This is a genomic window from Streptomyces sp. NPDC002776 (genome assembly GCF_053592195.1).
Genome location: NZ_JBSFVG010000013.1, coordinates 75,848 through 101,050, shown reverse-complemented (window position 1 = coordinate 101,050; position 25,203 = coordinate 75,848). Strand labels below are relative to the sequence as shown.

The window sequence follows — 25,203 nt, the reverse complement described above, 5'->3', positions numbered from 1 at the left end:
GAAGCCATGAGCGAGTTCATCACCATCACCGGAGCCAGGGAGAACAACCTCAAGGACGTCACGCTCCGCATCCCGAAGGGCCGGCTGACCGTGTTCACCGGCGTTTCGGGATCGGGCAAGTCCTCGGTCGTCTTCGACACCATCGCGGTGGAGTCGCAGCGCCAGCTGAACGAGACGTTCACCTGGTTCGTGCGCAACCGGCTGCCCAAGTACGAACGGCCGCACGCGGAGACGCTGCAGGACCTCTCCCCCGCGATCGTCGTCGACCAGCGCCCGATCGGCGGCCACTCGCGCTCCACGGTCGGCACGATGACGGACGTCTACTCGGTCATCCGGGTGCTGTTCTCCCGGCACGGCACCCCGAGTGCCGGTCCCGCGACCGCGTACTCCTTCAACGACCCCTCGGGCATGTGCCCCCAGTGCGACGGTCTCGGGCGGGCCGTGGGGCCGGACTGGAGCCGCATCCTGGACGAGGATCGCTCCCTCGCCGACGGCGCGGTCCGCTTCCCTCCGTTCGCCGCGGGCACCTGGCAGGGGCAGGCGTACACGAACTCCGCCGAGCTGGACCCGCACAAGCCGGTGCGGCGGTTCACCGCCGCGGAGCGGGAGTTCCTGCTGCGGGGCAGGCCCGGCAGCAAGGTCACCGTCAGCGGCTCGGGCGGCACCTGGACCACCGACTACGAAGGGCTCGCCGACCGTTTCGAACGGCTGTACCTGAAGCGGGACCTGTCGTCGATGAGCCAGAAGACCCGTGACCTGGTCGGGGAGTTCATGGTGGACGGCGTCTGCCCGGCCTGCCGCGGCGCCCGGCTCAACGCGGCGGCGCTCGCCACCGAGATCGACGGCCGGACCATCGCCGACTGCACCCGGATGCAGGTCAGCGACCTCATCCCCGTACTGAAGGAGATCGACGACCCGGTCGCGCGGCCGATCGCCGGGGCCGCGGTGGCCGCGCTGGAGCGCATCGACGCGATCGGGCTCGGCTATCTCAGCCTGGACCGGGAAACGGCCACGCTCTCCGGCGGCGAGGGGCAGCGGCTGAAGACGGTGCGGCACCTCGGTTCCAGCCTGACCGGGATGACGTACATCTTCGACGAGCCGAGCGTCGGGCTGCACCCGCGGGACGTGGGGCGGCTCGGGGAACTGCTGCTGCGGCTGCGCGACAAGGGCAACACCGTGCTCGTGGTGGAGCACGACCGGGACGTCATCGCCCTCGCGGACCATGTGGTCGACATGGGTCCGCGGGCCGGCGCCGACGGCGGGCGGGTGGTGTTCGAGGGCACCCCGGACGGTCTGGCCGCCTCCGGGACGCTGACCGGGCGGTGTCTGGGCCGGCGTACCGCCGTGAAGGAGACCGTGCGGGAGGCGACCGGCGGGCTGTGGGTGAAGGGCGCGGACCGGCACAACCTGCGGGACGTGACGGTGGAGTTCCCGACCGGGGTGCTGACCGTGGTGACGGGGGTGGCCGGGTCGGGCAAGAGCTCCCTGGTCGCGGAGTTGACCCGGGCGCACCCGGAGGCGGTGGTCGTGGACCAGTCGTCGATCGGGATCTCGGCGCGGTCCACCCCGGCGACCTATGTCGGGATCATGGACACGGTCCGGAAGATCTTCGCCCGGGAGACCGGTGCCGAGGCGGGCCTGTTCAGCTTCAACTCCTCCGGCGCCTGCGCCACCTGCGAGGGCCGCGGGATCATCTCCACCGACCTCGCCTTCATGGACCCGGTGACGACGACCTGTCACGACTGCGAGGGGCGGCGCTTCAAGGACGAGGTGCTGCGGCTGACCGTCGACGGCCGCTCCGTCGCGGACGTCCTGGAGATGACGGCGGGGCAGGCGCTCGACTTCTTCGCCGACACCGGCGTACGGCGCCGGCTGAGCGCCCTGCGCGACGTCGGGCTCACCTACCTCACCCTCGGCCAGCCGCTGTCCACGCTCTCCGGCGGGGAGCGCCAGCGCATCAAGCTGGCGACCCGGCTGCATCTGACCGGGGCCCTGTACGTCCTCGACGAGCCGACGACCGGGCTGCACCTGTCCGACGTGGACGCGCTGCTCGCCCTGCTGGACCGGCTGGTCGACGTGGGCAACACGGTCGTGGTGGTCGAGCACCACCTGGACGTGGTGGCGCACGCCGACTGGGTCGTCGACCTCGGCCCGGACGGCGGGCGCGACGGCGGCGAGGTGATCTTCACCGGTACCCCGCGCGGGCTCCTCGACGTCCCCGGATCCTTCACCGCGGAGCATCTCAGGAGGGCCACAGCCTGGTGAGACGGGTTTTGTCCGGGCGGACCGGCCCTGCATGATGGCGGACCGGCGCCGGATCACGGGCGCCGGAACCTGTCGCCGATTCGGAGAATCTCGTGCCCAGCAAGAAGGCCCTCGTCCGCCGCCCCGGCCCGCGCCTCGCCGAAGGGCTGGTGACGCACATCGAGCGGGAGAAGGTCGACGTCGGCCGTGCTGTGGAGCAGTGGGAGGCGTACACGGAGGCGCTGCGCGCCCACGGCTGGGAGACCGTCGAGGTGGATCCGGCCGACGACTGCCCCGATGCGGTGTTCGTCGAGGACACGGTCGTCATGTACCGGAACGTCGCGCTGATCACCCGCCCCGGCGCCGAGGCGCGGCGCGCGGAGACCGTCGGCGTCGAGGAGGCCGTCGCCTCCCTCGGCTGCTCGGTGAACTGGATCTGGGAGCCCGGCACCCTGGACGGCGGCGATGTGCTGAAGGTCGGCGACACGATCTACGTCGGCCGCGGCGGGCGCACCAACGCGGCCGGGGTCCAGCAGGTGCGGGCCGCCTTCGAGCCGCTCGGGGCGCGGGTCGTCGCCGTACCGGTGAGCAAGGTGCTGCACCTGAAGTCCGCGGTCACCGCGCTGCCCGACGGGACGGTGATCGGGCACATCCCGAAGGTCGACCGGCCGGCGCTCTTCCCGCGCTTCCTGTCGGTGCCCGAGGAGGCCGGGGGCCATGTGGTGCTGCTCGGCGGCAACCGGTTGCTGATCTCCGCGAGCGCGCCGAAGACGGCGGAACTGCTCGCCGACCTCGGTCATGAGCCGGTCGTGGTGGACATCGGCGAGTTCGAGAAGCTCGAAGGCTGTGTGACATGTCTCTCGGTACGGATGCGGGACCTGTACGCCTGACCAGGTGACACTTCATGCTCTCAGCCCCGGGACCTGCCGGTCCCGGGGCTCTTCGGCATGGCCTCCGCATCCTTGGGAACCCGGCTGATCAGCGGTCCTTACAGCATTTTTAACCTACGGGTTCGTAACCTACGGTCTCGTAGCCTACGATTCCGTAGGTTCAACCGACCGCCAGCCGGTCCGCTTCCGCTCGTGTGACGTCCCCCTGGAGTTCCCGTGACGATTACTTCCCCGAACCTCGGCAGCCCGTCCTCGGCCTGGACCGACGCCAGGCTGCTCTACGCGCTCGAGGAAGTGGTCGAGACAGAACTGAACCGCCATCTCTCGGTCGCCAAGGACTGGATGCCGCACGAGTACGTGCCCTGGTCCGACGGCCGCAACTTCCCCGGGTTCTTCGAGGACGGCGAGGCCTGGGACAAGGAGCAGTCCAAGGTCACCGAGATCGGCCGGATCGCGCTGGTCGTGAACCTGCTGACCGAGGACAACCTGCCCAGCTACCACCACGAGATCGCCTCGCTCTTCGGCCGCGACGGCGCCTGGGGCACCTGGGTGCACCGCTGGACCGCCGAGGAGGGCCGGCACGGCATCGTGATGCGCGACTACCTGCTCGCCTCGCGCGCGGTGGACCCGGACAAGCTGGAAGCCTTCCGCATGGCCCACATGAGCGAGGGCTTCGAGTCGGACAACCGGCACTCGATGCTGCACTCGGTGGCCTACGTCGCCTTCCAGGAGCTCGCGACGCGCATCTCGCACCGCAACACCGGCCACCAGTCCGGCGACCCGGTCTGCGACCGCATGCTCGCGCGCATCGCGACCGACGAGAACCTGCACATGGTCTTCTACCGGAACCTGCTGAAGGCCGCCTTCGAGCTCGCCCCCGACCTGACCATGCAGGCGGTCCGGGACGTCGTCGTGAACTTCCGGATGCCCGGTCACGGCATGCCCGGCTTCGAGCGGTTCGCCGCGCAGATGGCGATCGGCGAGGTCTACAACATGCGGATCCACCACGACGACGTGCTCCAGCCCGTGCTGCGCCACCTGAAGGTCCTGGAGATCGACGGCCTCGGCCCGGAGGGCCTCAAGGCGCAGGAGGAACTCGGCCTGTTCATGAACGGCCTGGACGCCGAGGCCTCGAAGTTCGACGAGAAGCTGGCCGCGCGCAAGGCGCGCATGGCGGCACGCGCCGCGGGCTGACGCCCTCCCGGTATCTCCCTGGGGCGGATCGCGGGCCTGCGGCACCATGCAGGCCATGCGTGAGAACAGCAGGTCGCAGCAGGCGCCGGATTCCTGCTCGGCCTGGTCGACGAGGACACCCCGCCCGGGTCCGCACGCGGACCGGTCTGCCCGGCCCCGAGGCGCCCGACGCGACCGTACGGCGCCTGCAGCGCGCGTGGACGTGGTCCCGGCTGCTGCCGGTCTCCGTCGCGCTGTGGATCCTGGAGAACGACGACCCGACCCTGAGCGCCGTGATGTGGCGGCACCCGGAGACGGACGCGGGGCTGCGCCGCGCCGTCGTCCGCGGCATCCCGTTCGGTCCCGGCCGCACCGAACCGGTCCGGGTGGACCCCCGGCTCATCGGCCAGGAGCCGGAGGTGCCCACGCGTTACGTCGCCACGGCCTCGTCGGCTGCCTGCGCGCGTCACCTCGATGAGCGAGGGCCGCGCCGCCGCCTCGATGGTCCTCACCCGCGGCGACCGGGACACGGTCGCCGCGGCGGACGACGAGGCTCCGCTGCCCGGTTACGCCCGGTGGGCGCTGTCCGTACGCCCCGACGGCCCGCGCTACGCCCGGGTGTGCCCCCGGATCCCAACCGCACCGCGAACGGCCGGTCGCCCCGTTTCCCGACGGCGCACGGGGCGTGACCTCACGTCAGTGGGCCGTGCGCCGCAGCGCCAGGCGTTCCTTCTCCGACAGGCCGCCCCAGACGCCGAAACGCTCGTCGTTGTCCAGGGCGTACTCCAGGCAGGCTGAGCGGATGGGGCACAGGCCGCAGATCCGCTTCGCCTCCCGTACGGAGCTGCCCGGCTCCGGGAAGAAGAAGTCCGCCCCGGTCTGCGCGCACAACGCCTCCTGCTGCCAGGTGAGATCGGGCGTGGTGACTGTGTCGATGAACATGGCCCGAAGCGTGCCCGGCGGCGAAAAACGTTCGATCAACGCCGGATCAACGCCTCGGGGGCGCGGCCCCGGGCGACCGCACGATGATGCCCCCGCCGCGCCCCGGAAAGCACGGCGGCGCGCGGCGTGTCCGACGCGATCCGGGCGCCCGGTCAGCCCTCCTGCGGGGCGGCGCTCTTGATCACCGCGAAGCGGGCGCCGTAGGGGTCCTCCAGCTTGGCCATCCGGCCGACACCCTCCACGTCGACGGCGGGCATCCGGACCGTGCCGCCCTGCTCCTGCGCCTTGCTGACGACGACATCGGTGTCCCCGACCTCGAAGTACGGCAGCCAGTACGGCTCCTCCTCGGTGCCGGTGGGGTCGTCGGCCAGGGTGACCAGGCCGCCGAACATGGCGTCCTCGCCGGCGCCGGCGGGGTTGATACAGGTGTAGACGCCGCCGGGGAAGGCCATCGCCGAGGTCTCCCAGCCGAACACGGTGTCGAAGAAGGCGGCCTCCCGGGCCAGGTCCTGGGTGTACAGCTCCACCCAGCACAGCGAGCCGGGGTCGCCCGCGACGTCGAGGCCCTGGAGGGCGGCGGGCTGCCAGATGCCGAACGTCACCCCCGCGTGGTCGGCGAGGATGGCCATGCGGCCCTTGCCCATGACGTCGTCGGGCGGCATGACCACCCGGCCGCCCGCCCGCTCCACCGCCTTCGCCGTGGCGTCCGCGTCCGGGCTGTGGAAGTAGATGGTCCAGGCGGGCGGGCCCTGCTCGGGCGGGTTCTGCATGCCACCGGCGGCGGTCCTCCCGTCGAGCTGGAAGAAGCCGTAGCCGCCTGACTGGGGGCCCGCCGACCGGAACTCCCAGCCGAACAGGGCGTGGTAGAAGGCGGTGGCGCCGTCGATGTCGGTGGTCCCGACGTCGACCCAGTTGGGAGCGCCGTGGACAAAACGGGTGGTGAGCATGATGCCCTCCTCCGAGGGGTCCCGATGCGTGCTCAGCCGAGTCTTCCACCGCCCACTGACAATCGCCGTCGGAGCGCGTCTTATCCGTGGAAGCGCATCCGACCGTTCGGATGCTCTTACCGGAGCGTGCGGCGCGGGAGCGGGTCTTGGGCACGGGGGAGCCGACGCCGGAGCCGTTCGGGGACGTCCCTGTCCCGGGACCGGGCCACGCCGCAACACGTCGAACGTATGTTCGCAGCCCCGTGGGCCGAGGCGCTGAGTACCTGCTCCCCGCTCCGCCACGAGGAGCCCTGACCCACGGGGCCATCCGGGGGATTCTCGACCGGCTCGGCACGCAGGACCAGCCCGCCTCGGAGACGGGTAGTGGTCGTCCCCGACAGGCACCGCCGACCAGTCGGCTTCCGCCTGGAGCAGACCGGCCGACGGCCCTGCCGCCCGGGTCGTCCCGTCGGAGAACACCCTCCCCGTTCTAGGCCGAGCCCCGCCGCACCAGCGTCGTCGGCAGGACCACGCTCGCCTGCTCCTCGGCCGGCCCGCGCAGCAGCAGCCGGGCCATCAACCGCCCCATCTCCTCGATGTCCTGACGGACCGTCGTAAGCGGCGGATCCGTCTGCTCGGCCACCGGCAGCATGTCGTCGAACCCGATGACGGCCACGTCCTGCGGCACCCGCCGCCCCCGCTCCCGCAGCACCCGCAGGGCGCCTGCCGCGGTCAGGTCGTTCGCGGCGAAAACGGCGTCCACGTCCGGGCAGCGGTCGAGGAGTTCGCGCATCGCCCGTTCACCGCCGCCCGGCGTGAAGTCGCCCTCGGCGATCCACCGCGGATCCGCGCCCTCCATGACATCCCGGTACCCGTCCAGCCGGTCCACCGCCGAGGTCTGGTCCAGCGCCCCGGTGATGTGCGCCACCCGGCTCCGGCCGAGCCGCACGAGATGCCGTACGGCCTCCCGCGCCCCGCCCCGGTTGTCGCTGTCGACGTACACCACGTCGCCGCGGACCCCGCGCCAGCCGGGCCGTCCCCCGAACACCGTGGGAATCCGGGCCTGTTGGATCAGTCCGGGCAGCGGGTCGTCGAGGTGCAGGGAGAAGACCAGCGCGCCGTCGACATGCCCGCCGGACAGATAGCGGGCGACCCGGGCATGGTCGTCGCGGCCCTCGGTGAGCAGCAGGACGAGCTGGTTGTCGTGTGCGGCCAACTCCTTGCTGATGCCCCGCAGTTGCAGGGCGAAGAAGGGGTCGGCGAAGACCCGGCTCTCCGGTTCCGCGACGACGACGGCCACCGCGTCGTGGCGCCGGGTGACCAGACTGCGGGCCGCCTGATTGGGCACGTATCCGAGCTCCTCCACCGCTCGCCGCACCCGCGCGGCGAGGGGTTCCCTGACCCCGTCCCCGCCGTTGACCACCCGGGACGCGGTGGCCCGTGAGACCCCGGCGCGTGCGGCCACGGCCTCCAGCGTGGGACGCGGGGCGGTACCGGTCACTTCGGGCTCCTCATCGGCCCAGGATAGCCCCGGCCTCCCACGCCGTGAGAGCGCTCCAGTCCTGACTCAGTGCTCGTGCTCTTCCTCTTGCTCTTGCTCTTGCTCTTGCTCTTGCTCTTGCTCTTGCCGGTGCTCGTGTTCGTGCGGCTCGTACCCCGGGATCGTCCCGTCCGTCTTCTTCACCAGGAACAGCCCCACCATCCCCATGTCGGAGTGGCTCTGCACATGGCAGTGGTACATCCAGGCCCCCGCGCCGACCCCCTCGCCCGCGATCACCTGGAAGCCGAAGGAGTCCGCCGGGCCCACGATCTTGTTGTCGATGACCTGGCTGGGATCGTCGGGCCCGGTGAGCATGCCCGTGCGGTTGTCCGCCCAGCGGTGACCGTGCAGGTGGAAGGTGTGGTAGAACTCGCCGTGCGTGATCATCACGAACTCGACCCGATCCCCCACGGTGGCCTCGAAGTTGGGCCCGGAGTGCGCCGGCTTGTTGTTGATCAGCATGTCGTTGAAGACGATCGTGTACGTCATGTCCGGCAGCACATCGCCCGCGCGCCGCACGATCACCGGCCCGTACAGGCCCTTCCTGATGCCGACCGTTCCGTGTTCCGTCCCGACCACGTGGTCGTGGTAGTGCCAGTAACCCGCGCTGCCCGCCCGCCAGGTGCCGTCCTTGCGGCGGCCGGGGGCGTGGGTGCGCCAGGTGTAGGTGCGGGTTCCGCCGGGCTCGACGTCGCTCTTGCTCAGCTTGGTGCCGTCGCTGGAGATCTCGTAGTCCAGGCCGTGCACATGGAGGCTGGCCGCCACGTCCATGGTGTTCTCGAACTCGATGTGCAGGGTGTCGCCCTCGGTGACCTCGATCAGCGGTCCCGGGATGGTCGCCTTGCCCTTCTCGAAGCCGTAGCCCATCTGCCCGTCGGCGAGCTTCTCGGCGTACAGCTTGAGGTGTCTGACCTCGCCCGTGGCGGTCGCCGTGCCCGCCGTTCGGTCGGCGCCGGTGGCCTTCGGCGCCATAGACAACGATGTCGTGAGGGCGGCGCCGCCCAGCAGTACCCGACGGTTGAAGCCGCGTCTGTCCATGCCGAACTCCCCTGTTCCGGTACGGAGTTCGAGACAGTAGCGGGACCGGAGCGGTTTATCCACACGCAGGACAAAGTTCGTTCCATTCTGGTCATAGGTATTGGCGAGTGAAGCGAAGAGGTCTAGCTTCCATGGCGCTGTTGCTGTGACCGAGGAGGTGCCCATGCACTTACGAGGGTTGAGCACGAGAAGACGCGGCTGGGCGGCGGCCGTAGCGGCCGGAGCCGTTGCCGCCGGACTGCTGTCGGGCCCGCCCGCGAGTGCGCGCGTGGCCCCCGACCCGACCCTGACAACGATGTCCATCAAGTCGCCCCCGGGCGGCGCGAACGTACGCGTGCTGATCTTCTACGGCTCCGCCGCCGCCGGCGACGAGTCGCCCCTGGTGAACGCCGGTATCGAGGCGATCGAGAAGATCGGTCTCTCGGGGCCGCTGAACCAGCGCTTCAAGGTCGAGGCGACGGACGACGCCTCGGTCTTCACCGACGAGACCGCGCTGGGCCGTTACAACGCCGTCGTGTTCCCGACCGGCGGCGGCGACGTCCTCGACCCCGAGCAGGAAGCGGGTCTCGAGGCCTACATGGAGGCGGGCGGCGGTTTCGTCGGCCTGCACGACGCGGCGCGCGCCGAGCCGTACTCGGAGTGGTTCACCGGGCTGATCGGTGCCCGGCCGGCGTCCGGCGGCCCGGCCGGCGTGCAGCGGGCGACCGTGGAGGTCGGCGACCGCTCGCATCCGGCGACCAAGGATCTGCCGGTGCAGTGGAAGCGTCCGGACCGCTGGCTGAACTGGACGAAGAACCCCACCGGCAGCGTGCACACCGTCGCCCGGGTGCGCGAGTCGACGTACCAGCCCGGTGCGGGCGCGGGCGGCTGGGACCACCCGGTGAGCTGGTGCCGTGACTACGATGGCGGCCGGTCCTTCTACACCGGCATGGGCGGCACCGTCTCCTCGTACGACGAGACGGACTTCCGCGCCCATCTGCGCGGCGCCCTGCTGTGGACGACCCGGTTGGTGCGGGCGGACTGCAAGGCCACCATCACCGGCCACTACACGGCCGAGCGGCTCACCCGGCCCAACCAGCCGGGCCAGAACGACCAGATCGGCGAACCGCACGGCCTGGTCACCGCCCCCGACGGGCGAGTGCTCTACATCGGGCGCGGCGGCGCCGACTCCTCCCAGCCGGTGATCACCGACTGGAACAACCCCGACATCGGCAAGGGCCAGGGCGAGATCCACGTCTACGACCCGACGACCGAGCAGGTCACCCGGGCGGGCGCGCTCACCGTCTTCGGCAACAAGGGCGGCGGCGACGAACTGGTCAAGGTCGAGGAGGGGTTGCTCGGCATCGAGCTGGATCCGCGGTTCCAGGAGAACGGGTGGGTGTACCTGCACTGGACCCCGCACGCTCAGATCAACCGTGACACCCGCATGGCCGAGCGGCGGGTCTCCCGCTTCACGCTCGACCTCGCGACGAACAAGCTCGACCTGAGCAGCGAGAAGGTGCTGCTCAAGTGGCCGGTGCAGATCCACAGTTGCTGCCACGCGGGCGGCGGGATGACCTGGGACTCCCAGGGCAACCTGTACATCGCGACCGGCGACAACAACTCCAGCCGCTTCAGCGACGGTTACTCGGGCAACAACCCTCAGCCGAACTACAAGGGCGTCTCCTTCGCCGACGCGCGCCGGACCGCCGGGAACACCAACAACCTCAACGGCAAGATCCTGCGCATCCATCCGGAGCCGGACGGGACGTACACCCTGCCCGAGGGGAACCTGTTCACCGGGCGGGAGACGGACGAGGGCGGCGGCAAGACGCGCGGCGAGATCTATGTGATGGGGGTCAGGAACCCGGCCCGTATCTTCGTCGACAAGTCGACCGACATCCTCTACGCCGGCTGGGTCGGCCCGGACGCCGGCGCTCCGTCGCCGACCTGGGGCCCGGCCAAGTACGACACGTTCGCCGTCATCACCAAGGCGAGCAACCGGGGCTGGCCGTACTGCATGGGCAACAAGCAGCCCTACCGGGACCGCAATCTGCCGGATCCGGCCAAGCCGCTCGGCTGGTACGACTGCGACCACCCGAAGAACGAGTCGCCGAACAATGACGGCCTGGTCAACCTGCCGCCAGTGACCGGCAACAACATCTGGTACTCGCCCCAGGGCGGCGCCCCGGACTTCCCGCGCGACGCGAACGGCGTCCCGTCCTACCAGCAGGCGGAGTCCACGTATCTGCTGCCGTGGCTCAAGGGCGGCGGACAGGCCGCGATGAACGGGCCCGTCTACCGCTACGACGCGGCGAGCACCAGCACCACCAAGTGGCCCGCGTACTGGGACGGGAAGTGGTTCGTGGGCGACTTCTACGACGCCGACCAGCCGCGCAACGCGGTCATCACCGACCCGAGGACGCACGGCGAAGGCGGACTGCCGGTGCACTCGGAGTCGTTGAAGAAGATCGTGCCGGTCGGCAACGACGGCATCAAGAACCTCATGGACTGGAGGTTCGGCCCGGACGGCGCGCTCTACGTCCTCGACTACGGCCGCGGCTTCTTCACCTCGGACGCCAAGTCCGCGCTGTGGCGGATCACGTACACCGGTGGCGGCCCGACGCCGGCCGCCGGACAGCTGGCGAGGGGAGCTCAGTGATGCGGCAGCGAAGACTCCTGACGGCCCTGCTGACCGCCGTACTGGTCCTGCTCGGGGTCCAGGCGGCGCCGTCCACCGCCCGGCCCGAACCGGCGGCTGCCGCGGCGCAGGTGCTCACCTGGACGGCGGGCGACGACATCACCAAGTACACCTCGGCCCCCACCACGGCGGTGGCGGGCGCGGCGACGATCGTCTTCGAGAACAGCGCGGCGACCGGCAACACCACCGGCATGCCGCACACGCTGACGTTCGCCACCAGCGACCCCGAGTTCAACAGCGATGTCCAGCTCAACATCCTGGCGACCCCGGGCGACGACAAGGGCGGCCGCCACACCGCCGAGGTCACGCTCACCCCGGGCCGCTATTTCTACTCCTGCACGATCCCCGGCCACGGCCAGATGCAGGGCATCCTCGTCGTCACCGAGGGCACCGGCGAGGACACCACCGCGCCCGCGACCTCGGCGCACGTCAGTGGCACGCAGAACGCGCAGGGCCAGTACGTCGGTTCGGCGAGCGTCATGATCCACGCCACCGACGAGGGTGGCTCCGGGGTGGACCGCGTCGAGTACGCGGTCGGCGCCACGGGCGCCTGGCAGCCGTACACCACGCCGGTCGTGGTGGATCAGGTCGGCGACCACACGGTGCGCTACCGGGCCGTGGACAAGGCGGGGAACGTCTCCGCCGAGAAGAGCGCCGCGTTCACGGTCGTGGCGCCGCCCACGGACGACACGACCCCGCCGGAGACCTCCGCGACGGTGAGCGGGGAGCGCAATCCCGACGGCAGTTACACCGACATGGCGACGGTGACCGTCTCCGCCTCCGACACCGGTTCGGGCGTCAACACCATCGAGTACGCCGTCGGGACGGGCGCCTGGCAGCCGTACACCATGCCCGTGATGGTGCATCAGGTAGGCACGCACACCGTCCGGTTCCGCGCCACCGACAAGGCGGGGAACGTGGCGGCCGTCAAGAGCGTGGAGTTCACGGTGGTCGCGGCGCCGCCGCAGGACACCACACCGCCGGTGACGGGCGTGACCGTGGAGGGCACGCGCAACTCCGACGGTGCGTACGTGGCGAGCGCCAAGGTGACGGTCAGCGCGACCGACGCGGGCGGGGTCGCGGGCATCGAGTACTCGCTCGACGGCGGGCCCTATCTGGCGTACAGCGCGCCCGTGATCGTCGACCGGGCGGGCGCGCACACACTCGCGTACCGGGCGACCGACACGGCGGGCAACACCTCCGCGGCACGGACGGTGAGCTTCACGGTCGTGCCGGGCGGGGTGCCGGCGCCGCCCTGTCCGGAGTACGACGAGCGGCTGACGGTCATCGTCGGGACGGTCGACTCCGGGGTGCCGAACCGGCTCACGAACAACCGTTGCCGGATCAACGAGTTGATCGAGGACGAGAAGGAGTGGACGTCCCAGGCGCTGTTCCTCAAGCATGTGAAGACGGTCCTCGACCGGCTGCTGCGGGAAGGCGTCGTCGACCAGCGCGAGTACAACCTGATCACCAGGGCCGCCCGCCAGTCCGGTATCGGCACACCGGGCCAGACCGAGGGCTACCGCACGCTGTTCGACGGCAGCGCCGGCTCGTTCGCCAAGTGGCGGCACGTGGGCGGCGGTTCGTTCGGCCTGAACGCCGACGGGTCGATGACCAGCGGCACCACCCGGGCCGGGCTCGGCATGCTGTGGTTCCCCGAGCGCAAGTACGGCGACTTCTCGCTGCGCCTGCAGTGGCGTGACGACGCTCCGGGCACCGGGAACGCCAACTCCGGTGTCTTCGTGCGCTTCCCGTGGGTCCACGACCACCCCGAGGAGACCCGTCCCGAGTGGGTCGCCATCAAGTACGGCCACGAGGTGCAGGTGCTCGACCGGCCCGACGGCGACATGTACAAGACGGGATCGGTCTACGGCTTCGACCGGGTCGGCCTGGCCGGCGCGGGCGTGACCGAGAAGGGCACGTGGAACGACTACGAGATCCGGGTGGTGGACCAGCACTACTCGGTCTACCGCAACGGCGTGCTGATCAACGAGTTCGACAACCTGGGCGGCCAGGACTTCTCCCCGCCCCGCTCGGACGACCCCGGCACGGACGGACGCCGGTTCGCCTCCGGTTACCTGGGCCTCCAGGTGCACGGCACGACGGACGTGGTGTCGTACCGGGACATCCGGATCAAGGAGCTGTAGGCCCTTCTTTGCGGGCCTTGCTCGGCTGTACCCGCTTGGGTTCTCCCGGCATCTTCGGATACTCGGGCGGGTACGGCAGATCCCCGAGCCCGTGGTCGCGCTCGTCCCGCGCGGCCAGCTCCAGCAGTGCCTCCAGCGAGAAGCGGTGCTCGTCCATGTCGGCGTGCACGTCGCCGAGTTCGGCGAAGCGGGCCGGCATGGTCGCCAGGTCGAAGTCGCGGGGGTGGGCGGTGCCGACCTCGTCCCAGGTCAGGGGTGCGGAGACGGGGGCGTGCGGGCGGGGGCGCACCGAGTAGGCGGAGGCGATGGTGCGGTCGCGGGCGGTCTGGTTGTAGTCGATGAAGATCCGCTCGCCCCGCTCCTCCTTCCACCACTTGATCGTCACCTGCTGCGGCATCCGGCGCTCCATCTCCCGGCCGACGGCGATGGCGGCGCGGCGGACCTGGGTGAACGTCCAGCGCGGTTCGATCGGCACGAAGACATGCAGACCCCGTCCGCCGGAGGTCTTGGGCCAGCCCTTCAGGCCCCCGAACTCCTCCAGCACGGCACGCAGTTCGTGCGCGGCGCGGACCGCGTCGTCGTAGTCGGTGCCGGGCTGCGGATCGAGGTCGATGCGGAGTTCGTCGGGGCTGTCGACGTCGTCCCGGCGCACCGGCCAGGGGTGGAAGGTGAGCGTGCCGTACTGGGCGGCCCAGAGCACGGCCGCCTCCTCGGTCGGGCACATCTCGTCGGCGCTGCGTCCGCTGGGGAAGGTGATGTGGGCGGTGGGGATCCAGTCGGGCATGTTCTTGGGGGCCCGCTTCTGGAAGAAGTTCTCGCCGTTCACCCCGTCCGGATAGCGCTCCAGCGTGGTGGGCCGGTTCCGCAGGGCGCGCAGGATGCCGGGCCCGACGGCCTGGTAGTACCGGGCGAGGTCCAGCTTGGTGAAACCGCGCTCCGGGAAGAAGACCTTGTCCGGGCTGGACAGCCGTACCGTGCGTCCGCCCGCCGCCAACTCCACCGCTTCACCCATGCGAGCCACGGTAGGCGCACCTCCCACGGCTCGCATACCGGGCGGATCGGGAGGGTTCCGCGCAAAATCGGACCATGGACCTCCCCGTGATGCCGCCGGTCAAGCCGATGCTCGCCAAGTCGGTCGCCAGGATCCCGGCGGGCATGCACTACGAGGCGAAGTGGGACGGGTTCCGGGCGATCGTGTTCCGCGACGGTGCCGAGCTGGAGCTGGGCAGCCGTACCACCAAGTCTCTGACCAGGTATTTTCCCGAGCTGGTGGCGGCGCTGAAGGAGCGGCTGCCCGAGCGGTGCGTGCTGGACGGGGAGATCGTGATCGCCCGCGAGGGGCATCTGGACTTCGACGCGCTCACCGAGCGGATCCATCCGGCGGCCTCCCGGGTGCGGACGCTCGCCGAGCGGACCCCCGCCTCCTTCGTCGCCTTCGATCTGCTCGCCCTGGCGGACGAGTCGCTGCTGGACGTACCCCTGACCGACCGGCGGGCGCTGCTGACCAGGGCGCTGGCCGGGGCGACGCCGCCCGTGCACGTGGCACCGGCGACCATGGACATCGAGGTCGCCGAGCGGTGGTTCGAGCAGTACGAGGGGGCCGGTCTCGACGGGGTGATCGCCAAGCCGCCCACCTCGCGGTACCGGCCGGACGAGCGGGCCATGTTCAAGATCAAGCACGAGCGGACGGCCGATGTGGTGGTGGCCGGGTACCGCCTGCACAAGAGCGGACCCGTCGTGGGCTCGCTGCTGCTCGGCCTCTACGACGACCGGGGCGCCCTGCAGCACGTCGGGGTGTCCGCCGCGTTCTCCATGAAGGTGCGGGCCGCGCTGGTCGAGGAGCTGGAGCCGCTGCGCATGGACGAGGTCACCGGGCATCCCTGGGCGGCCTGGGCCGAGGAGGCGGCGCACGAGACGGCCCGGCTGCCGGGGGCGCCGAGCCGCTGGTCGGGCAAGAAGGACCTGTCCTGGGTGCCGCTCCGACCCGAGCGGGTGTGCGAGGTGGCGTACGACCACATGGAGCAGGGGGCGCGCTTCCGGCACACCGCCCGGTTCCGCCGCTGGCGCCCGGACCGGACCCCGGAGAGCTGTACGTACGCTCAGCTGGAGGAGCCGGTCCGGTACGACCTGGAGGAGCTCCTGGGCGGCTGATCAGGGCTGCATCAGCACCTTGACCGCGCCGTCCTGCTTGCGCTGGAACATCTCGTACGCGTGCGGCGCGTCGGTCAGCGGCACCCGGTGGGTGGCGAAGTCGTCGACGCCGAGGGGGTCCTCGTCCGTGAGGTACGGCATGATCTCGTCGGCCCAGCGGCGGACGTTGGCCTGTCCCATCCGGATCTGGATCTGCTTGTCGAACAGGGTGAGCAGCGGAAGCGGGTCGGCGGTGCCGCCGTAGACACCGACCAGCGAGAGGGTGCCGCCGCGGCGGACCAGGTCGATGGCGGTGTAGAGGGCGGCGAGCCGGTCGACGCTGAAGCGTTCCGCGAGCTTCCCGCTCAGTGCCCTCGGCAGCATCCCGGTGGCCTGCTGGGCGAGGCGGGCGGCGGCGCTGCCGTGCGCCTCGGTGCCGACCGCGTCGATCACGGCGTCGGGGCCGCGGCCGTCGGTGCGGTCGCGGATGGCCGTGACGAGTTCCTTCTCGCTGTCGAAGTCCCGCAGGTCGAACGTTTCCACGCCCCGGTCCCGCGCCCGGTGCAGACGTTCGGTGACCAGGTCCACGCCGAACACGCTCCCGGCGCCGCGCGCCCGCGCGATCCGGCAGGCCATGTCGCCGATCGGCCCGAGTCCGAGCACCGCGACGCTGCCGCCCGGCGGGACGTCGGCATAGGCGACCGCCTGCCAGGCGGTGGGCAGCACGTCGGAGAGGTAGACGAACCGGTCGTCGGGCGGCCCCTCGGGCACCTTGATCGGGCCGAACTGCGCCTGCGGGACCCGCAGGTACTCGGCCTGCGCGCCCGGCACCGAGCCGTACAGCCGGGTGTAGCCGAAGAGGGCGGCGCCCATGCCCTCGCCGGTGCACTGGGTGGTCTCGCACTGGGTGGGCAGCCCGTTCAGGCACATCCAGCAGTCGCCGCAGGCGATCTGGAACGGCACCACGACCCGGTCGCCCGCGCTCAGGTCCACGACGCCCGCGCCGACCTCCTCGACGATGCCCATGGGCTCGTGTCCGAGGATGTCGCCCGGCGTCATGAACGGGGTGAGCACCTCGTACAGATGCAGATCGGAGCCGCACAGCCCACTGGAGGTGATGCGGACGATCGCGTCCGTGGGCTCCTGGATGATCGGATCGGGCACGTTCTCCACACGGACGTCCCGCTTGCCCTGCCACGTCACAGCCTTCACGCCACTGGCTCCCTCCATCGGATCCGCGCCCCGGGTACCCGGGGCCGCTGCCGTGAACCACCGCGTGCGCCGATCGGTCTATTCGCAGCGAGCGATCCAATTCCACCGGGTATGGCCATCAATGAACTGATAAGCGCACAATCAAGACAACAGAAACGGGGTGGCGTCGGTGGGCATGGGACGCAGGACGCGGACGAGACGCGCCGCGACGACCGCGGCACTGCTGGCCACGGCGATGGCGGTCTCGCTGGCGGCGGCCTGCACCGCGCCGGGCGACGGGCGCGACGACGGACGCGCACCCGACCGGAGCTCCGAGGCGGCCACCCCGGCCTCGGTGCTCGCCGTGAAGATCGACAACGTCCGCCGGGCCAAGCCCCAGACCGGCCTCGACGCCGCGGACATCGTCTACGTCGAACCGGTCGAGGGCGGCCTGAGCCGCCTGATGGCGGTGTACGCGACGCACCTGCCCGAGACCGTCGGACCGGTGCGCAGCGCCCGGGAGTCCGACCTGGAACTGCTGCGCCAGTTCGAGAACCCGACGCTCGCCTTCTCCGGAGCCCAGCGCAAGCTGCTCCCGCTGATCGGCAAGGCCCCGATCGACGCGCAGCCGCCGGGCCGGACCGACGGCGCCTACTACCGCGGCACCGACCGGCCCTCCCCGCACAACCTCTATCTGCGCCCGGCCCGTCTGATGCCCTCGCCGCCCGGCGCCGGCGCGCTGACCACCGGCTTCCGCTACGGCGCGGCCCCCGCCGGCGGCCGGGCGGACACCTCGGAGACGGTCCGCTACCCGGCCGCCGCCTTCACCTTCTCCTGGTCCGGGGACCAGGGGCGCTGGCTGGTCTCGCAGGACGGCGCGCCGACCGTGCAGACGGACGGCAAGCGGCTGGCTCCGGCGACCGTGGTCGTGCAGTACGTCACGATCCGCACGTCCGGGTACCACGACTCCCTCGGCAACTACACGCCGTACACCGAGACGGTGGGCTCGGGGAAGGCGAAGGTGCTGCGCGACGGGCGGGCCTACGACGCCGACTGGAAGCGCGCGACCCCGGCGGACGGCACCGAGTTCACGGCCCCGGACGGCAGCCCCGTGAACTTCGCCGAGGGCCAGGTGTGGGTGGTGTACGCGCGGGCGGCCTGAGGTCCGGGCGGGCCGGTCAGCGGGGGGCCACGAGGGGTTCCGCGGGGTTGCGGAGCCCTTCGGCCGCGTCCGCGACCCGCCGGATGAGGTCGAAGAAGACGGTCTGCTCCTCAGCGGCGAGCGGGGCGAGGAACACCTGGTTCATCCGGGCCGTGCGCACGGTGAGCTTACGGTGGGTGCGCACCCCGTCGTCCGTCAGGCGCAGCAGGAAGCGGCGGCCGTCCGCCGGGTCACGGACCTTGTCCAGCAGCCCGCGCCGACCGAGCCGGCTGATGACCTCCGCGATGGTGGACCGGTCGAGACCCACCCGCTCCCCCACCGTCCGCTGGTCGAGCCCGGGCTCGGCCACGAGCGCGTTCAGGACGGCGAACTGCGGTGAGGTGATCTCCTCCGAGACCATCGTGTTCCACAGCAGGTAGTGCGCCTGCTGCAACCGCCGGGCCAGGTGCCCGGGGTGGCTGGTCAGATCCACCGCGGCCATGTGCGCTCCCGTCCTTGAATTCGTTGGTGCACGGAACGATAACCCCTCTCACCCCTCACCGTCTGCACCGACAATCTGCCGTTTGCCAGGGGTCTTGACGCTTCGACCGACCAGTGGCAGCGTGAAGGACACCTCGCTGAAATACTCAGTGCCCTGACTAATTCCTGGCCGGGCGCTCGGACGAGATGGGGCTTCACGGATGGACAAGGTGGTCGCCACGGCCGTCGAGGCGGTGGCAGACGTGCCGGACGGCGCGTCGTTGGCGGTGGGCGGTTTCGGGCTGAGCGGTGTGCCCAACGTGCTCATCGAGGCGCTGTACGAGCAGGGCACCGGCGGGCTGTCGGTGGTGTCCAACAACTGCGGGGCGATGGAGTCCGGGCTCGCGGTCCTGCTCGCGGCCGGGCGGATCGCACGGGTGACCGGCTCCTACATCGGCGCGAACAAGGAGTTCGCCCGCCAGTACCTCGCCGGTGAGCTGGAGGTGGAGATGATCCCCCAGGGCACCCTCGCCGAGCGGCTGCGCGCGGGCGGGGCCGGGATCCCCGCCTTCTACACCCCCGCCGGAGTGGGCACGCAGGTCGCCGACGGCGGACTGCCGTGGCGCTACGACGGCTCCGGCGGCGTCGCTCTCGCCTCCCCCGCGAAGGAGGTCCGCGAGTTCGACGGCACCGAGTACGTGCTGGAGCACGGGATCCGCACCGACTTCGCGCTGGTCCGGGCGGCCAAGGGCGACCGGCACGGAAACCTGGTGTTCAGCAAGTCCGCGCGGAACTTCAATCCGCTGGCCGCGATGGCCGGGCGGATCACGATCGCCGAGGTGGAGGAGCTGGTGGAGCCCGGCGAGATCGACCCGGACGCGGTCCATCTGCCGGGGATCTTCGTGCAGCGCGTCCTCGCGCTCACCCCCGGGCAGGCGGGCGACAAGAAGATCGAACGGCGCACGGTCTCCGCGCCCGCGGCACGAGGAACGGTGAGCGGCTGATGGCCTGGACACGCGAGGAGATGGCCGCGCGGGCGGCGCGCGAGCTGACGGACGGCCAGTACGTCAACCTCGGCATCGGCCTGCCGACCCTGATCCCCAACTATCTGCCCGAGGGCGTGGAGGTGATCCTGGAGTCGGAGAACGGCATCCTGGGCACGGGTCCGTACCCCGCCGAGGACCAGGTGGACCCGGACCTGATCAACGCCGGGAAGGAGACCGTGACGGTCCTGCCGGGCGCCTCCTTCTTCGACTCGGCGCTGTCCTTCTCGATGATCAGGGGCGGCCACATCGATGTCGCCGTGCTCGGGGCGATGCAGGTCTCGGCGGGCGGCGATCTGGCGAACTGGGCCGTCCCGGGCAAGCTGATCACCGGAATCGGCGGGGCCATGGACCTGGTGCACGGCGCCCGTACGGTGATCGTGGTGATGACGCACACCGCCAAGGACGGCTCCCCGAAGATTCTCAAGGAGTGCGTGCTGCCGCTCACCGGCAAGGCGTGTGTGAACCGGGTCATCACCGATCTCGGCGTGCTCGACGTGACCTCTGAGGGGCTGCTGCTCGTCGAGACGGCGCCCGGTGTGGACGTGGACGAGATCGTCGCGAAGACCGACGCTGAACTGACCGTTGCGGAGAATCTGCTGTGAACCCCGTGTACATCGTCGACGCGGTCCGTACCCCGATCGGCCGCTACAACGGCGCTCTCGCCGCCGTCCGCCCGGACGACCTGGCCGCCCACGCCGTCCGGGAACTGATCGCCCGCACCCCGCTGCTGGACCCCGCCCGCATCGAGGACGTCTACTTCGGCAACGCCAACGGCGCCGGCGAGGAGAACCGCAACGTCGGCAGGATGGCGGCGCTGCTCGCCGGGCTGCCGACCTCGGTCCCCGGCGTGACCGTCAACCGCCTGTGCGCCTCGGGCCTGGAAGCGGTCGTCCAGGCGGCCCGCGCCATCGCCGCGGGGGACGCCTCCATCGCCGTGGCCGGCGGCGTGGAGTCCATGACCCGCGCCCCCTACGTCCTGCCCAAGAACGACAGGCCGTTCCCCGCCGCCCACACCGAGCTGTACTCGACCACGCTCGGCTGGCGCATGGTCAACCCGCGGATGGCACCGCAGTGGACGATCCCGCTCGGCGAGTCGGCGGAACTGATCGCCGACAAGCACAAGATCACCCGGGAGCAGCAGGACGAGTTTGCCCTGCACAGCCACCACAAGGCGGCCAGGGCCCAGGCCGAGGGGCTGTTCGACGCCGAGCTCGCGCCCGTACCGGTCCCGCGGCGCAAGGGCGACCCGGTCGTCGTCGGCGCCGACGAGAGCGTACGGCCGGACGCGTCGCCGGAGGCGATGGCGAAGCTGAAGCCGTCGTTCCGTCCGGACGGCGGCACGGTCACCGCGGGCAACGCGTCCCCGCTCAACGACGGCGCCGCCGCGCTGCTGCTGGTGGACGAGGCGGGCCTGAAGGCCACCGGCCGCGAACCCCTCGCCCGGATCTCCGCCACCGGCGTCCACGCCCTCGACCCGCACTACTTCGGCCTCGCCCCCGTCGAAGCCGTCCACCGCGCCCTCACCAAGGCGGGCCGGACCTTCGGCGACCTGGACGTCCTCGAACTCAACGAGGCCTTCGCCGCCCAGGTCCTCGGCTGCCTCGCCGAATGGCCCGAACTGGACCCGGCGGTCCTCAACCCGCAGGGCGGCGCCATCGCCCTCGGCCACCCCCTCGGCGCCTCCGGCGCCCGTCTCGCCGGCACCGTCGCCCACCAGCTCGCCCGCAAGGGCTCCGGAGTCGGCGTCGCCACCCTGTGCATCGGCGTGGGCCAGGGCCTCGCCCTCGTCCTCGAACGCTGAGAACCCCCGAGGAAACCCCATGACTCTCACCCAGCACGACATCGACCGGGAGATCGCGGCCGAGCACGCCGCCTACGAGAAGCGGATCGCCGACGGCGCCCCCGTCGAGCATCACCCGCGGCGCGACTACGCGCCGTACCGCTCCTCCGTCCTGCGCCACCCCAAGCAGCCGCCGGTCGCGATCGACGTCAGCAAGGACCCGGAGCTGGTGGAGCTGGCCTCCCCCGCCTTCGGGGAGCGGGACATCACCGAGATCGACAACGACCTGACCCGGCAGCACGACGGCGAGCCGATCGGGGAACGCATCACCGTCTCCGGGCGGCTCCTCGACCGCCACGGACGCCCGGTCCGCGGCCAGCTCGTCGAGATCTGGCAGGCCAACTCGGCCGGCCGCTACGCCCATCAGCGCGAGCAGCACGACGCCCCGCTGGACCCGAACTTCACCGGCGTCGGCCGCACCCTGACCGACGACAGCGGCTGCTACACCTTCACCACCATCCAGCCGGGCCCCTACCCCTGGCGCCAGCACCTCAACGCCTGGCGGCCGGCGCACATCCACTTCTCGGTCTTCGGCTCGGCGTTCACCCAGCGGCTGGTGACGCAGATGTACTTCCCCAGCGACCCGCTGTTCCCCTACGACCCGATCATCCAGTCCGTCACCGACGACGCGGCCCGCCAGAGGCTGATCGCGACCTACGACCACAGCCTGTCGGTACCGGAGTTCTCCATGGGCTACCACTGGGACATCGTCCTCGACGGCCCGACCGCCACCTGGATCGAAGAAGGGCGCTGAGCCGCCATGACGAAGATCGACACCAGTCGCCCCGAGACGGTCCTGCCCACCCCATCGCACACCGTCGGGCCCTTCTACGGCCACGCCCTGCCCTTCCCCGGCGGCGGCGACATCGCCCCGGTCGGCCACCCGGACACCATCACCCTCCAGGGATACGTCCGCGACGGCGCGGGCGATCCGCTGCCGGACGCGTTCCTGGAGCTCTGGGGCCCCGACCCGGACGGCCAGGTGCCGCAGGTCGACGGCTCCATGCGGCGCGACCCGGCGAGCGGCGGCTTCCTGGGCCGCAACGGCGTCGAGTTCACCGGCTGGGGACGGGTGCAGACCGACGCCAACGGCCACTGGACCGCACGGACTTTGCGGCCCGGCGCGCGCGGGCGGAGCGCGCCGTACCTCAGCGTCTGCCTGTTCGCGCGCGGACTGCTCGTGCACCTGTACACGCGGATCTACCTGCCGGGCGACGACGCGGCACTGGCCGCGGACCCCCTGCTGGCCCGGGTGGATCCGGCGCGACGCGCCACGCTGCTCGCCGCCGAGGGACGGCACGGCACCTACCGTTTCGACATCCGCCTTCAGGGCGAGGGCGAAACGGTCTTCCTGGAGTTCCCGTGAGTTCTGCCGACGACGACGCGCTGCTCGGTCCCGGGTGGGCGGACTCCGCCGCCGCGTCCGCGACCGGTGACACCGCCTACCTCCAGGCCCTGCTCGACGCCGAGGCCGCGCTGACCCGCGCCCAGGGCCCGGCCGAGGCGGGCGAGGCGGTGACCGGGGCGGCCGACGCGGCACGGTTCGACGTGGCGTGGATCGCCCGGCGCGCCCGCGCCGGCGGCAACCCCGTCATCCCGCTCGTCGCCGACCTGACGAAGGCGGTGGGCGAGGAGTACGGGCCCTGCGTCCACCGGGGCGCGACCAGTCAGGACATCATGGACACCGCGACCATGCTGGTCGCCCACCGCGCCCTGGAACCGCTCCTCGCCGACCTGGCCCGCACCGAGTCGGCGCTGGCGCGGCTGGCCGCCGAGCACCGGGACACCGCGCTGCCCGGCCGCACCCTCACCCAGCACGCCGTACCGACGACGTTCGGGCTGAAGGCGGCGGGCTGGCGGTCGCTGGTGCTGGACGCGCGGGACCGGGTGACCGCCGTACGGGAGTCGCTGCCCGTCCAACTCGGCGGCGCCGCCGGGACCTTGGCGGCCTTCACGGCGTACGGCACCGAGGACGCGACCGCGCTGGTGGCGGCCTACGCCCGGGAGACCGGGCTCGCCGCGCCGGTCCTGCCCTGGCACACCCTGCGCACGCCGGTCGCCGACCTGGCCGGGTGCCTGGCGTTCACGGCCGGGGCGCTGGGCAAGATCGCGGCGGATGTGCTGACGCTGTCCCGTACCGAGATCGCGGAGCTAGCCGAGGGCAGCGGCGGCGGTTCGTCGGCCATGCCGCACAAGGCGAACCCCGTACGGTCCACGCTGATCGCGGCCGCGGCCCGGCGGGCGCCGCAGCTCGCGGCCACCCTGTACGGGTCGCTGGCCGCCGAGGACGAGCGGCCGGCCGGTGCCTGGCACGCCGAGTGGGAGCCGCTGCGCGAGCTGCTCCGGCTGGTGGGCGGCGCCGCCCGGGACGCCGCCGAGCTCACCGAGGGGCTGCGGGTCCACGCGGACGCGATGCGCGCCCACCTGGATCTCACCCACGGACTGATCGTCTCGGAGCGGCTGTCCGCCGAACTCGCCCCGCTGCTCGGCCGCGCCCGCGCCAAGGAACTGCTCACGGAGCTGGCCCGGCGCACCCACACCGAGGGCCGCAGCCTGGCCGAACTCCTATTGGCAGAACCGGAGTTGAAGGGCATCAACCTCGACGACCTCACCGACCCCGTCCGCTACACCGGCAGCGCCGCTGCCCTCACCGACCGCGCTCTGGAGCGACGTTGACCGACCTTCTCCTCAACCACCGCGCCGAGGGCCCCGCTTCCGCTCCCCCGCTGCTGCTCGGCCCGTCGCTGGGCACCTCGTACGCCCTGTGGGACGCGGTCGCGCCCGAGCTGTCCGCCCGGCACCGGGTGATCCGCTGGGACCTGCCCGGGCACGGTGGCTCGGCGGCCGGGCTGATCCGGGCCGGGGCCACCGTCGGCGACCTCGCCGACCTGGTGCTGCGACTGGCCGACTCGCTCGGCGTCGAGCGGTTCGCCTACGCCGGGGTCTCGCTCGGCGGCGCCGTGGGGCTGCATCTGGCCGTGCACCGGCCCGAGCGGGTGGCGTCGCTCGCCGTGATCTGTTCCTCGGCCCACTTCAACGGGGCGAAGCCGTGGCAGGAGCGGGCCGCCCGGGTGCGTGCGCAGGGGCTCGCCGAGCTGGCCGGGGCGGCCGACTCCCGCTGGTTCACGCCCGGGTTCACGGTGCCGCGGCTCGTCCAGGACCACCGCGACGCCGACCCGGAGGCGTACGCCGCCTGCTGTGACGCCCTGGCCGCCTTCGATCTGCGCGACCGGCTCGCGGAGATCTCCGCGCCGACCCTGCTGATCGCCGGCCGGGACGATCCGGCGACCCCGCCGGTCCATCTGCGGGAGATCGCCGACGCGGTGCCCGGTGCCGCGCTCGTGGAGCTGCCCGGTGCCTCCCATCTGGCGCCCGCGCAGTGCCCGGAGGCGGTGCTGACGGCGCTGCACGCCCACTTCGACGGGGGTGCGCCGCGCGGCATGGAGGTGCGCCGGGAGGTGCTCGGCGACGCGCACGTGGACCGGGCCCAGGCCCGGCAGACCCCCTTCACCGCGCGCTTCCAGGACTTCATCTCCCGCTACGCGTGGGGCGAGATCTGGACCGACCCGACGCTCAGCCGCCGCGAGCGCAGCATGATCACCCTGACGGCGCTGGTCGCCCACGGCCACTACGACGAGCTGGCGATGCACGTCCGGGCGGCCCGGCGCAACGGCCTGACCCCGGAGGAGATCGGCGCGGTGCTGCTGCAGACGGCCGTCTACTGCGGCGTACCGGCGGCGAACTCGGCGTTCGCGGCGGCGCAGCGCGTGCTCGCGGAGGAGGACGAGGGGTGAC

Annotated in this window: 21 protein-coding genes; 14 read left to right on the top strand and 7 right to left on the bottom strand. The window is 71.6% G+C overall.

Features of this window, described 5'->3' with window-relative positions; translation table 11 throughout:
* The first annotated feature begins 6 nt into the window (after positions 1–6).
* The 3 genes from ACWD11_RS25020 to ACWD11_RS25010 all read left to right on the top strand — a co-directional run bounded on the left by ACWD11_RS25020 (position 7) and on the right by ACWD11_RS25010 (position 4,328).
* Positions 7–2,265, top strand: a complete 2,259-nt coding sequence (locus ACWD11_RS25020; protein WP_451285628.1) for an ATP-binding cassette domain-containing protein — start codon at positions 7–9, stop codon at positions 2,263–2,265.
* Between the two features lie 92 nt (positions 2,266–2,357).
* Positions 2,358–3,134 (top strand): dimethylargininase, encoded by a 777-nt coding sequence (gene ddaH, locus ACWD11_RS25015; RefSeq protein WP_389419126.1) that lies wholly within the window; start codon positions 2,358–2,360, stop codon positions 3,132–3,134.
* Between the two features lie 216 nt (positions 3,135–3,350).
* Positions 3,351–4,328, top strand: coding sequence for an acyl-ACP desaturase (locus ACWD11_RS25010; RefSeq protein ID WP_389419127.1), 978 nt, complete (start codon positions 3,351–3,353; stop codon positions 4,326–4,328).
* Positions 4,329–5,003: 675 nt separating this feature from the next.
* Here the strand turns inward: ACWD11_RS25010 and ACWD11_RS25005 are convergent.
* The 4 genes from ACWD11_RS25005 to ACWD11_RS24990 form a co-directional block, all read right to left on the bottom strand.
* Complete coding sequence (locus tag ACWD11_RS25005; protein ID WP_250073254.1) at positions 5,004–5,249, bottom strand: WhiB family transcriptional regulator; 246 nt, start codon at positions 5,247–5,249, stop codon at positions 5,004–5,006.
* 152 nt (positions 5,250–5,401) lie between these two features.
* Positions 5,402–6,196 carry a VOC family protein gene (locus tag ACWD11_RS25000; protein WP_451285625.1) on the bottom strand — a complete coding sequence of 265 codons (795 nt, stop codon included), beginning with the start codon at positions 6,194–6,196 and terminating at the stop codon, positions 5,402–5,404.
* 469 nt (positions 6,197–6,665) lie between these two features.
* Positions 6,666–7,676, bottom strand: a complete 1,011-nt coding sequence (locus tag ACWD11_RS24995; RefSeq protein ID WP_389419129.1) for a LacI family DNA-binding transcriptional regulator — start codon at positions 7,674–7,676, stop codon at positions 6,666–6,668.
* 66 nt (positions 7,677–7,742) lie between these two features.
* Complete coding sequence (locus tag ACWD11_RS24990) at positions 7,743–8,753, bottom strand: multicopper oxidase domain-containing protein (RefSeq protein WP_451285623.1); 1,011 nt, start codon at positions 8,751–8,753, stop codon at positions 7,743–7,745.
* 163 nt (positions 8,754–8,916) lie between these two features.
* On the opposite strand from ACWD11_RS24990, the gene ACWD11_RS24985 reads away from it, so the two are divergent.
* A complete protein-coding gene (locus tag ACWD11_RS24985) occupies positions 8,917–11,394 on the top strand; it encodes a ThuA domain-containing protein (RefSeq protein WP_389419131.1) in 2,478 nt (825 codons plus the stop codon).
* The gene (locus ACWD11_RS24980; protein ID WP_451285621.1) at positions 11,394–13,580 is read left to right on the top strand and encodes an OmpL47-type beta-barrel domain-containing protein; all 2,187 of its coding nucleotides are present in this window, start codon (positions 11,394–11,396) and stop codon (positions 13,578–13,580) included. The genes ACWD11_RS24985 and ACWD11_RS24980 overlap by 1 nt, the downstream gene beginning before the upstream one ends.
* Here the strand turns inward: ACWD11_RS24980 and ligD are convergent.
* A complete protein-coding gene (gene ligD, locus ACWD11_RS24975) occupies positions 13,567–14,592 on the bottom strand; it encodes a non-homologous end-joining DNA ligase (protein ID WP_389419133.1) in 1,026 nt (341 codons plus the stop codon). The genes ACWD11_RS24980 and ligD overlap by 14 nt on opposite strands.
* A gap of 74 nt (positions 14,593–14,666) precedes the next feature.
* Here ligD and ACWD11_RS24970 point away from each other — a divergent pair, with 74 nt between their 5' ends.
* Complete coding sequence (locus tag ACWD11_RS24970) at positions 14,667–15,731, top strand: ATP-dependent DNA ligase (protein WP_451285619.1); 1,065 nt, start codon at positions 14,667–14,669, stop codon at positions 15,729–15,731.
* Here the strand turns inward: ACWD11_RS24970 and ACWD11_RS24965 are convergent, their stop codons facing one another.
* Entirely contained in the window at positions 15,732–16,922 is a 1,191-nt protein-coding gene (locus ACWD11_RS24965) for a zinc-dependent alcohol dehydrogenase (protein ID WP_389419135.1), read from the bottom strand. It lies immediately after the preceding gene.
* Between the two features lie 175 nt (positions 16,923–17,097).
* Here ACWD11_RS24965 and ACWD11_RS24960 point away from each other — a divergent pair, with 175 nt between their 5' ends.
* Complete coding sequence (locus tag ACWD11_RS24960; RefSeq protein ID WP_389419136.1) at positions 17,098–18,063, top strand: DUF3048 domain-containing protein; 966 nt, start codon at positions 17,098–17,100, stop codon at positions 18,061–18,063.
* A gap of 16 nt (positions 18,064–18,079) precedes the next feature.
* Here ACWD11_RS24960 and ACWD11_RS24955 read toward each other — a convergent pair whose 3' ends face one another.
* A complete protein-coding gene (locus tag ACWD11_RS24955) occupies positions 18,080–18,544 on the bottom strand; it encodes a MarR family winged helix-turn-helix transcriptional regulator (RefSeq protein ID WP_389419137.1) in 465 nt (154 codons plus the stop codon).
* Between the two features lie 199 nt (positions 18,545–18,743).
* Between ACWD11_RS24955 and ACWD11_RS24950 the strand changes: the two genes are divergently transcribed.
* Genes ACWD11_RS24950 through pcaDC form a run of 7 tightly spaced genes read left to right on the top strand, consistent with a single transcriptional unit; the run spans position 18,744 to position 25,202 of the window.
* A complete protein-coding gene (locus tag ACWD11_RS24950) occupies positions 18,744–19,526 on the top strand; it encodes a CoA transferase subunit A (RefSeq protein WP_389419138.1) in 783 nt (260 codons plus the stop codon).
* Complete coding sequence (locus ACWD11_RS24945; protein WP_389419139.1) at positions 19,526–20,170, top strand: CoA transferase subunit B; 645 nt, start codon at positions 19,526–19,528, stop codon at positions 20,168–20,170. The genes ACWD11_RS24950 and ACWD11_RS24945 overlap by 1 nt, the downstream gene beginning before the upstream one ends.
* Positions 20,167–21,369 (top strand): thiolase family protein, encoded by a 1,203-nt coding sequence (locus ACWD11_RS24940; RefSeq protein ID WP_389419140.1) that lies wholly within the window; start codon positions 20,167–20,169, stop codon positions 21,367–21,369. The genes ACWD11_RS24945 and ACWD11_RS24940 overlap by 4 nt, the downstream gene beginning before the upstream one ends.
* Positions 21,370–21,388: 19 nt before the next feature.
* Positions 21,389–22,162: a protocatechuate 3,4-dioxygenase subunit beta gene (gene pcaH, locus ACWD11_RS24935; RefSeq protein WP_451285616.1), complete on the top strand. Its 774-nt coding sequence runs from the start codon at positions 21,389–21,391 to the stop codon at positions 22,160–22,162.
* Positions 22,163–22,168: 6 nt separating this feature from the next.
* Complete coding sequence (gene pcaG / locus ACWD11_RS24930) at positions 22,169–22,774, top strand: protocatechuate 3,4-dioxygenase subunit alpha (protein ID WP_451285614.1); 606 nt, start codon at positions 22,169–22,171, stop codon at positions 22,772–22,774.
* Complete coding sequence (gene pcaB, locus ACWD11_RS24925; RefSeq protein WP_451285612.1) at positions 22,771–24,084, top strand: 3-carboxy-cis,cis-muconate cycloisomerase; 1,314 nt, start codon at positions 22,771–22,773, stop codon at positions 24,082–24,084. The genes pcaG and pcaB overlap by 4 nt, the downstream gene beginning before the upstream one ends.
* Positions 24,081–25,202 carry a bifunctional 3-oxoadipate enol-lactonase/4-carboxymuconolactone decarboxylase PcaDC gene (gene pcaDC / locus ACWD11_RS24920; RefSeq protein ID WP_389419144.1) on the top strand — a complete coding sequence of 374 codons (1,122 nt, stop codon included), beginning with the start codon at positions 24,081–24,083 and terminating at the stop codon, positions 25,200–25,202. Before pcaB ends, pcaDC begins: the two co-directional genes overlap by 4 nt.
* Position 25,203 lies beyond the last annotated feature (1 nt).

Coding starts and splice junctions, on each gene's coding strand:
- ACWD11_RS25005 (WP_250073254.1), bottom strand. CDS start 5,249: ATGTTCATCGACACAGTCACCACGCCCGATCTCACCTGGCAGCAGGAG.
- ACWD11_RS24985 (WP_389419131.1), top strand. CDS start 8,917: ATGCACTTACGAGGGTTGAGCACGAGAAGACGCGGCTGGGCGGCGGCC.
- ACWD11_RS24970 (WP_451285619.1), top strand. CDS start 14,667: ATGGACCTCCCCGTGATGCCGCCGGTCAAGCCGATGCTCGCCAAGTCG.
- pcaG (WP_451285614.1), top strand. CDS start 22,169: ATGACGAAGATCGACACCAGTCGCCCCGAGACGGTCCTGCCCACCCCA.
- ligD (WP_389419133.1), bottom strand. CDS start 14,592: ATGGGTGAAGCGGTGGAGTTGGCGGCGGGCGGACGCACGGTACGGCTG.
- ACWD11_RS24980 (WP_451285621.1), top strand. CDS start 11,394: ATGCGGCAGCGAAGACTCCTGACGGCCCTGCTGACCGCCGTACTGGTC.
- ACWD11_RS24960 (WP_389419136.1), top strand. CDS start 17,098: ATGGGACGCAGGACGCGGACGAGACGCGCCGCGACGACCGCGGCACTG.
- ACWD11_RS24955 (WP_389419137.1), bottom strand. CDS start 18,544: ATGGCCGCGGTGGATCTGACCAGCCACCCCGGGCACCTGGCCCGGCGG.
- ACWD11_RS25000 (WP_451285625.1), bottom strand. CDS start 6,196: ATGCTCACCACCCGTTTTGTCCACGGCGCTCCCAACTGGGTCGACGTC.
- ACWD11_RS24945 (WP_389419139.1), top strand. CDS start 19,526: ATGGCCTGGACACGCGAGGAGATGGCCGCGCGGGCGGCGCGCGAGCTG.
- ACWD11_RS24990 (WP_451285623.1), bottom strand. CDS start 8,753: ATGGACAGACGCGGCTTCAACCGTCGGGTACTGCTGGGCGGCGCCGCC.
- ACWD11_RS24950 (WP_389419138.1), top strand. CDS start 18,744: ATGGACAAGGTGGTCGCCACGGCCGTCGAGGCGGTGGCAGACGTGCCG.
- ACWD11_RS25020 (WP_451285628.1), top strand. CDS start 7: ATGAGCGAGTTCATCACCATCACCGGAGCCAGGGAGAACAACCTCAAG.
- pcaH (WP_451285616.1), top strand. CDS start 21,389: ATGACTCTCACCCAGCACGACATCGACCGGGAGATCGCGGCCGAGCAC.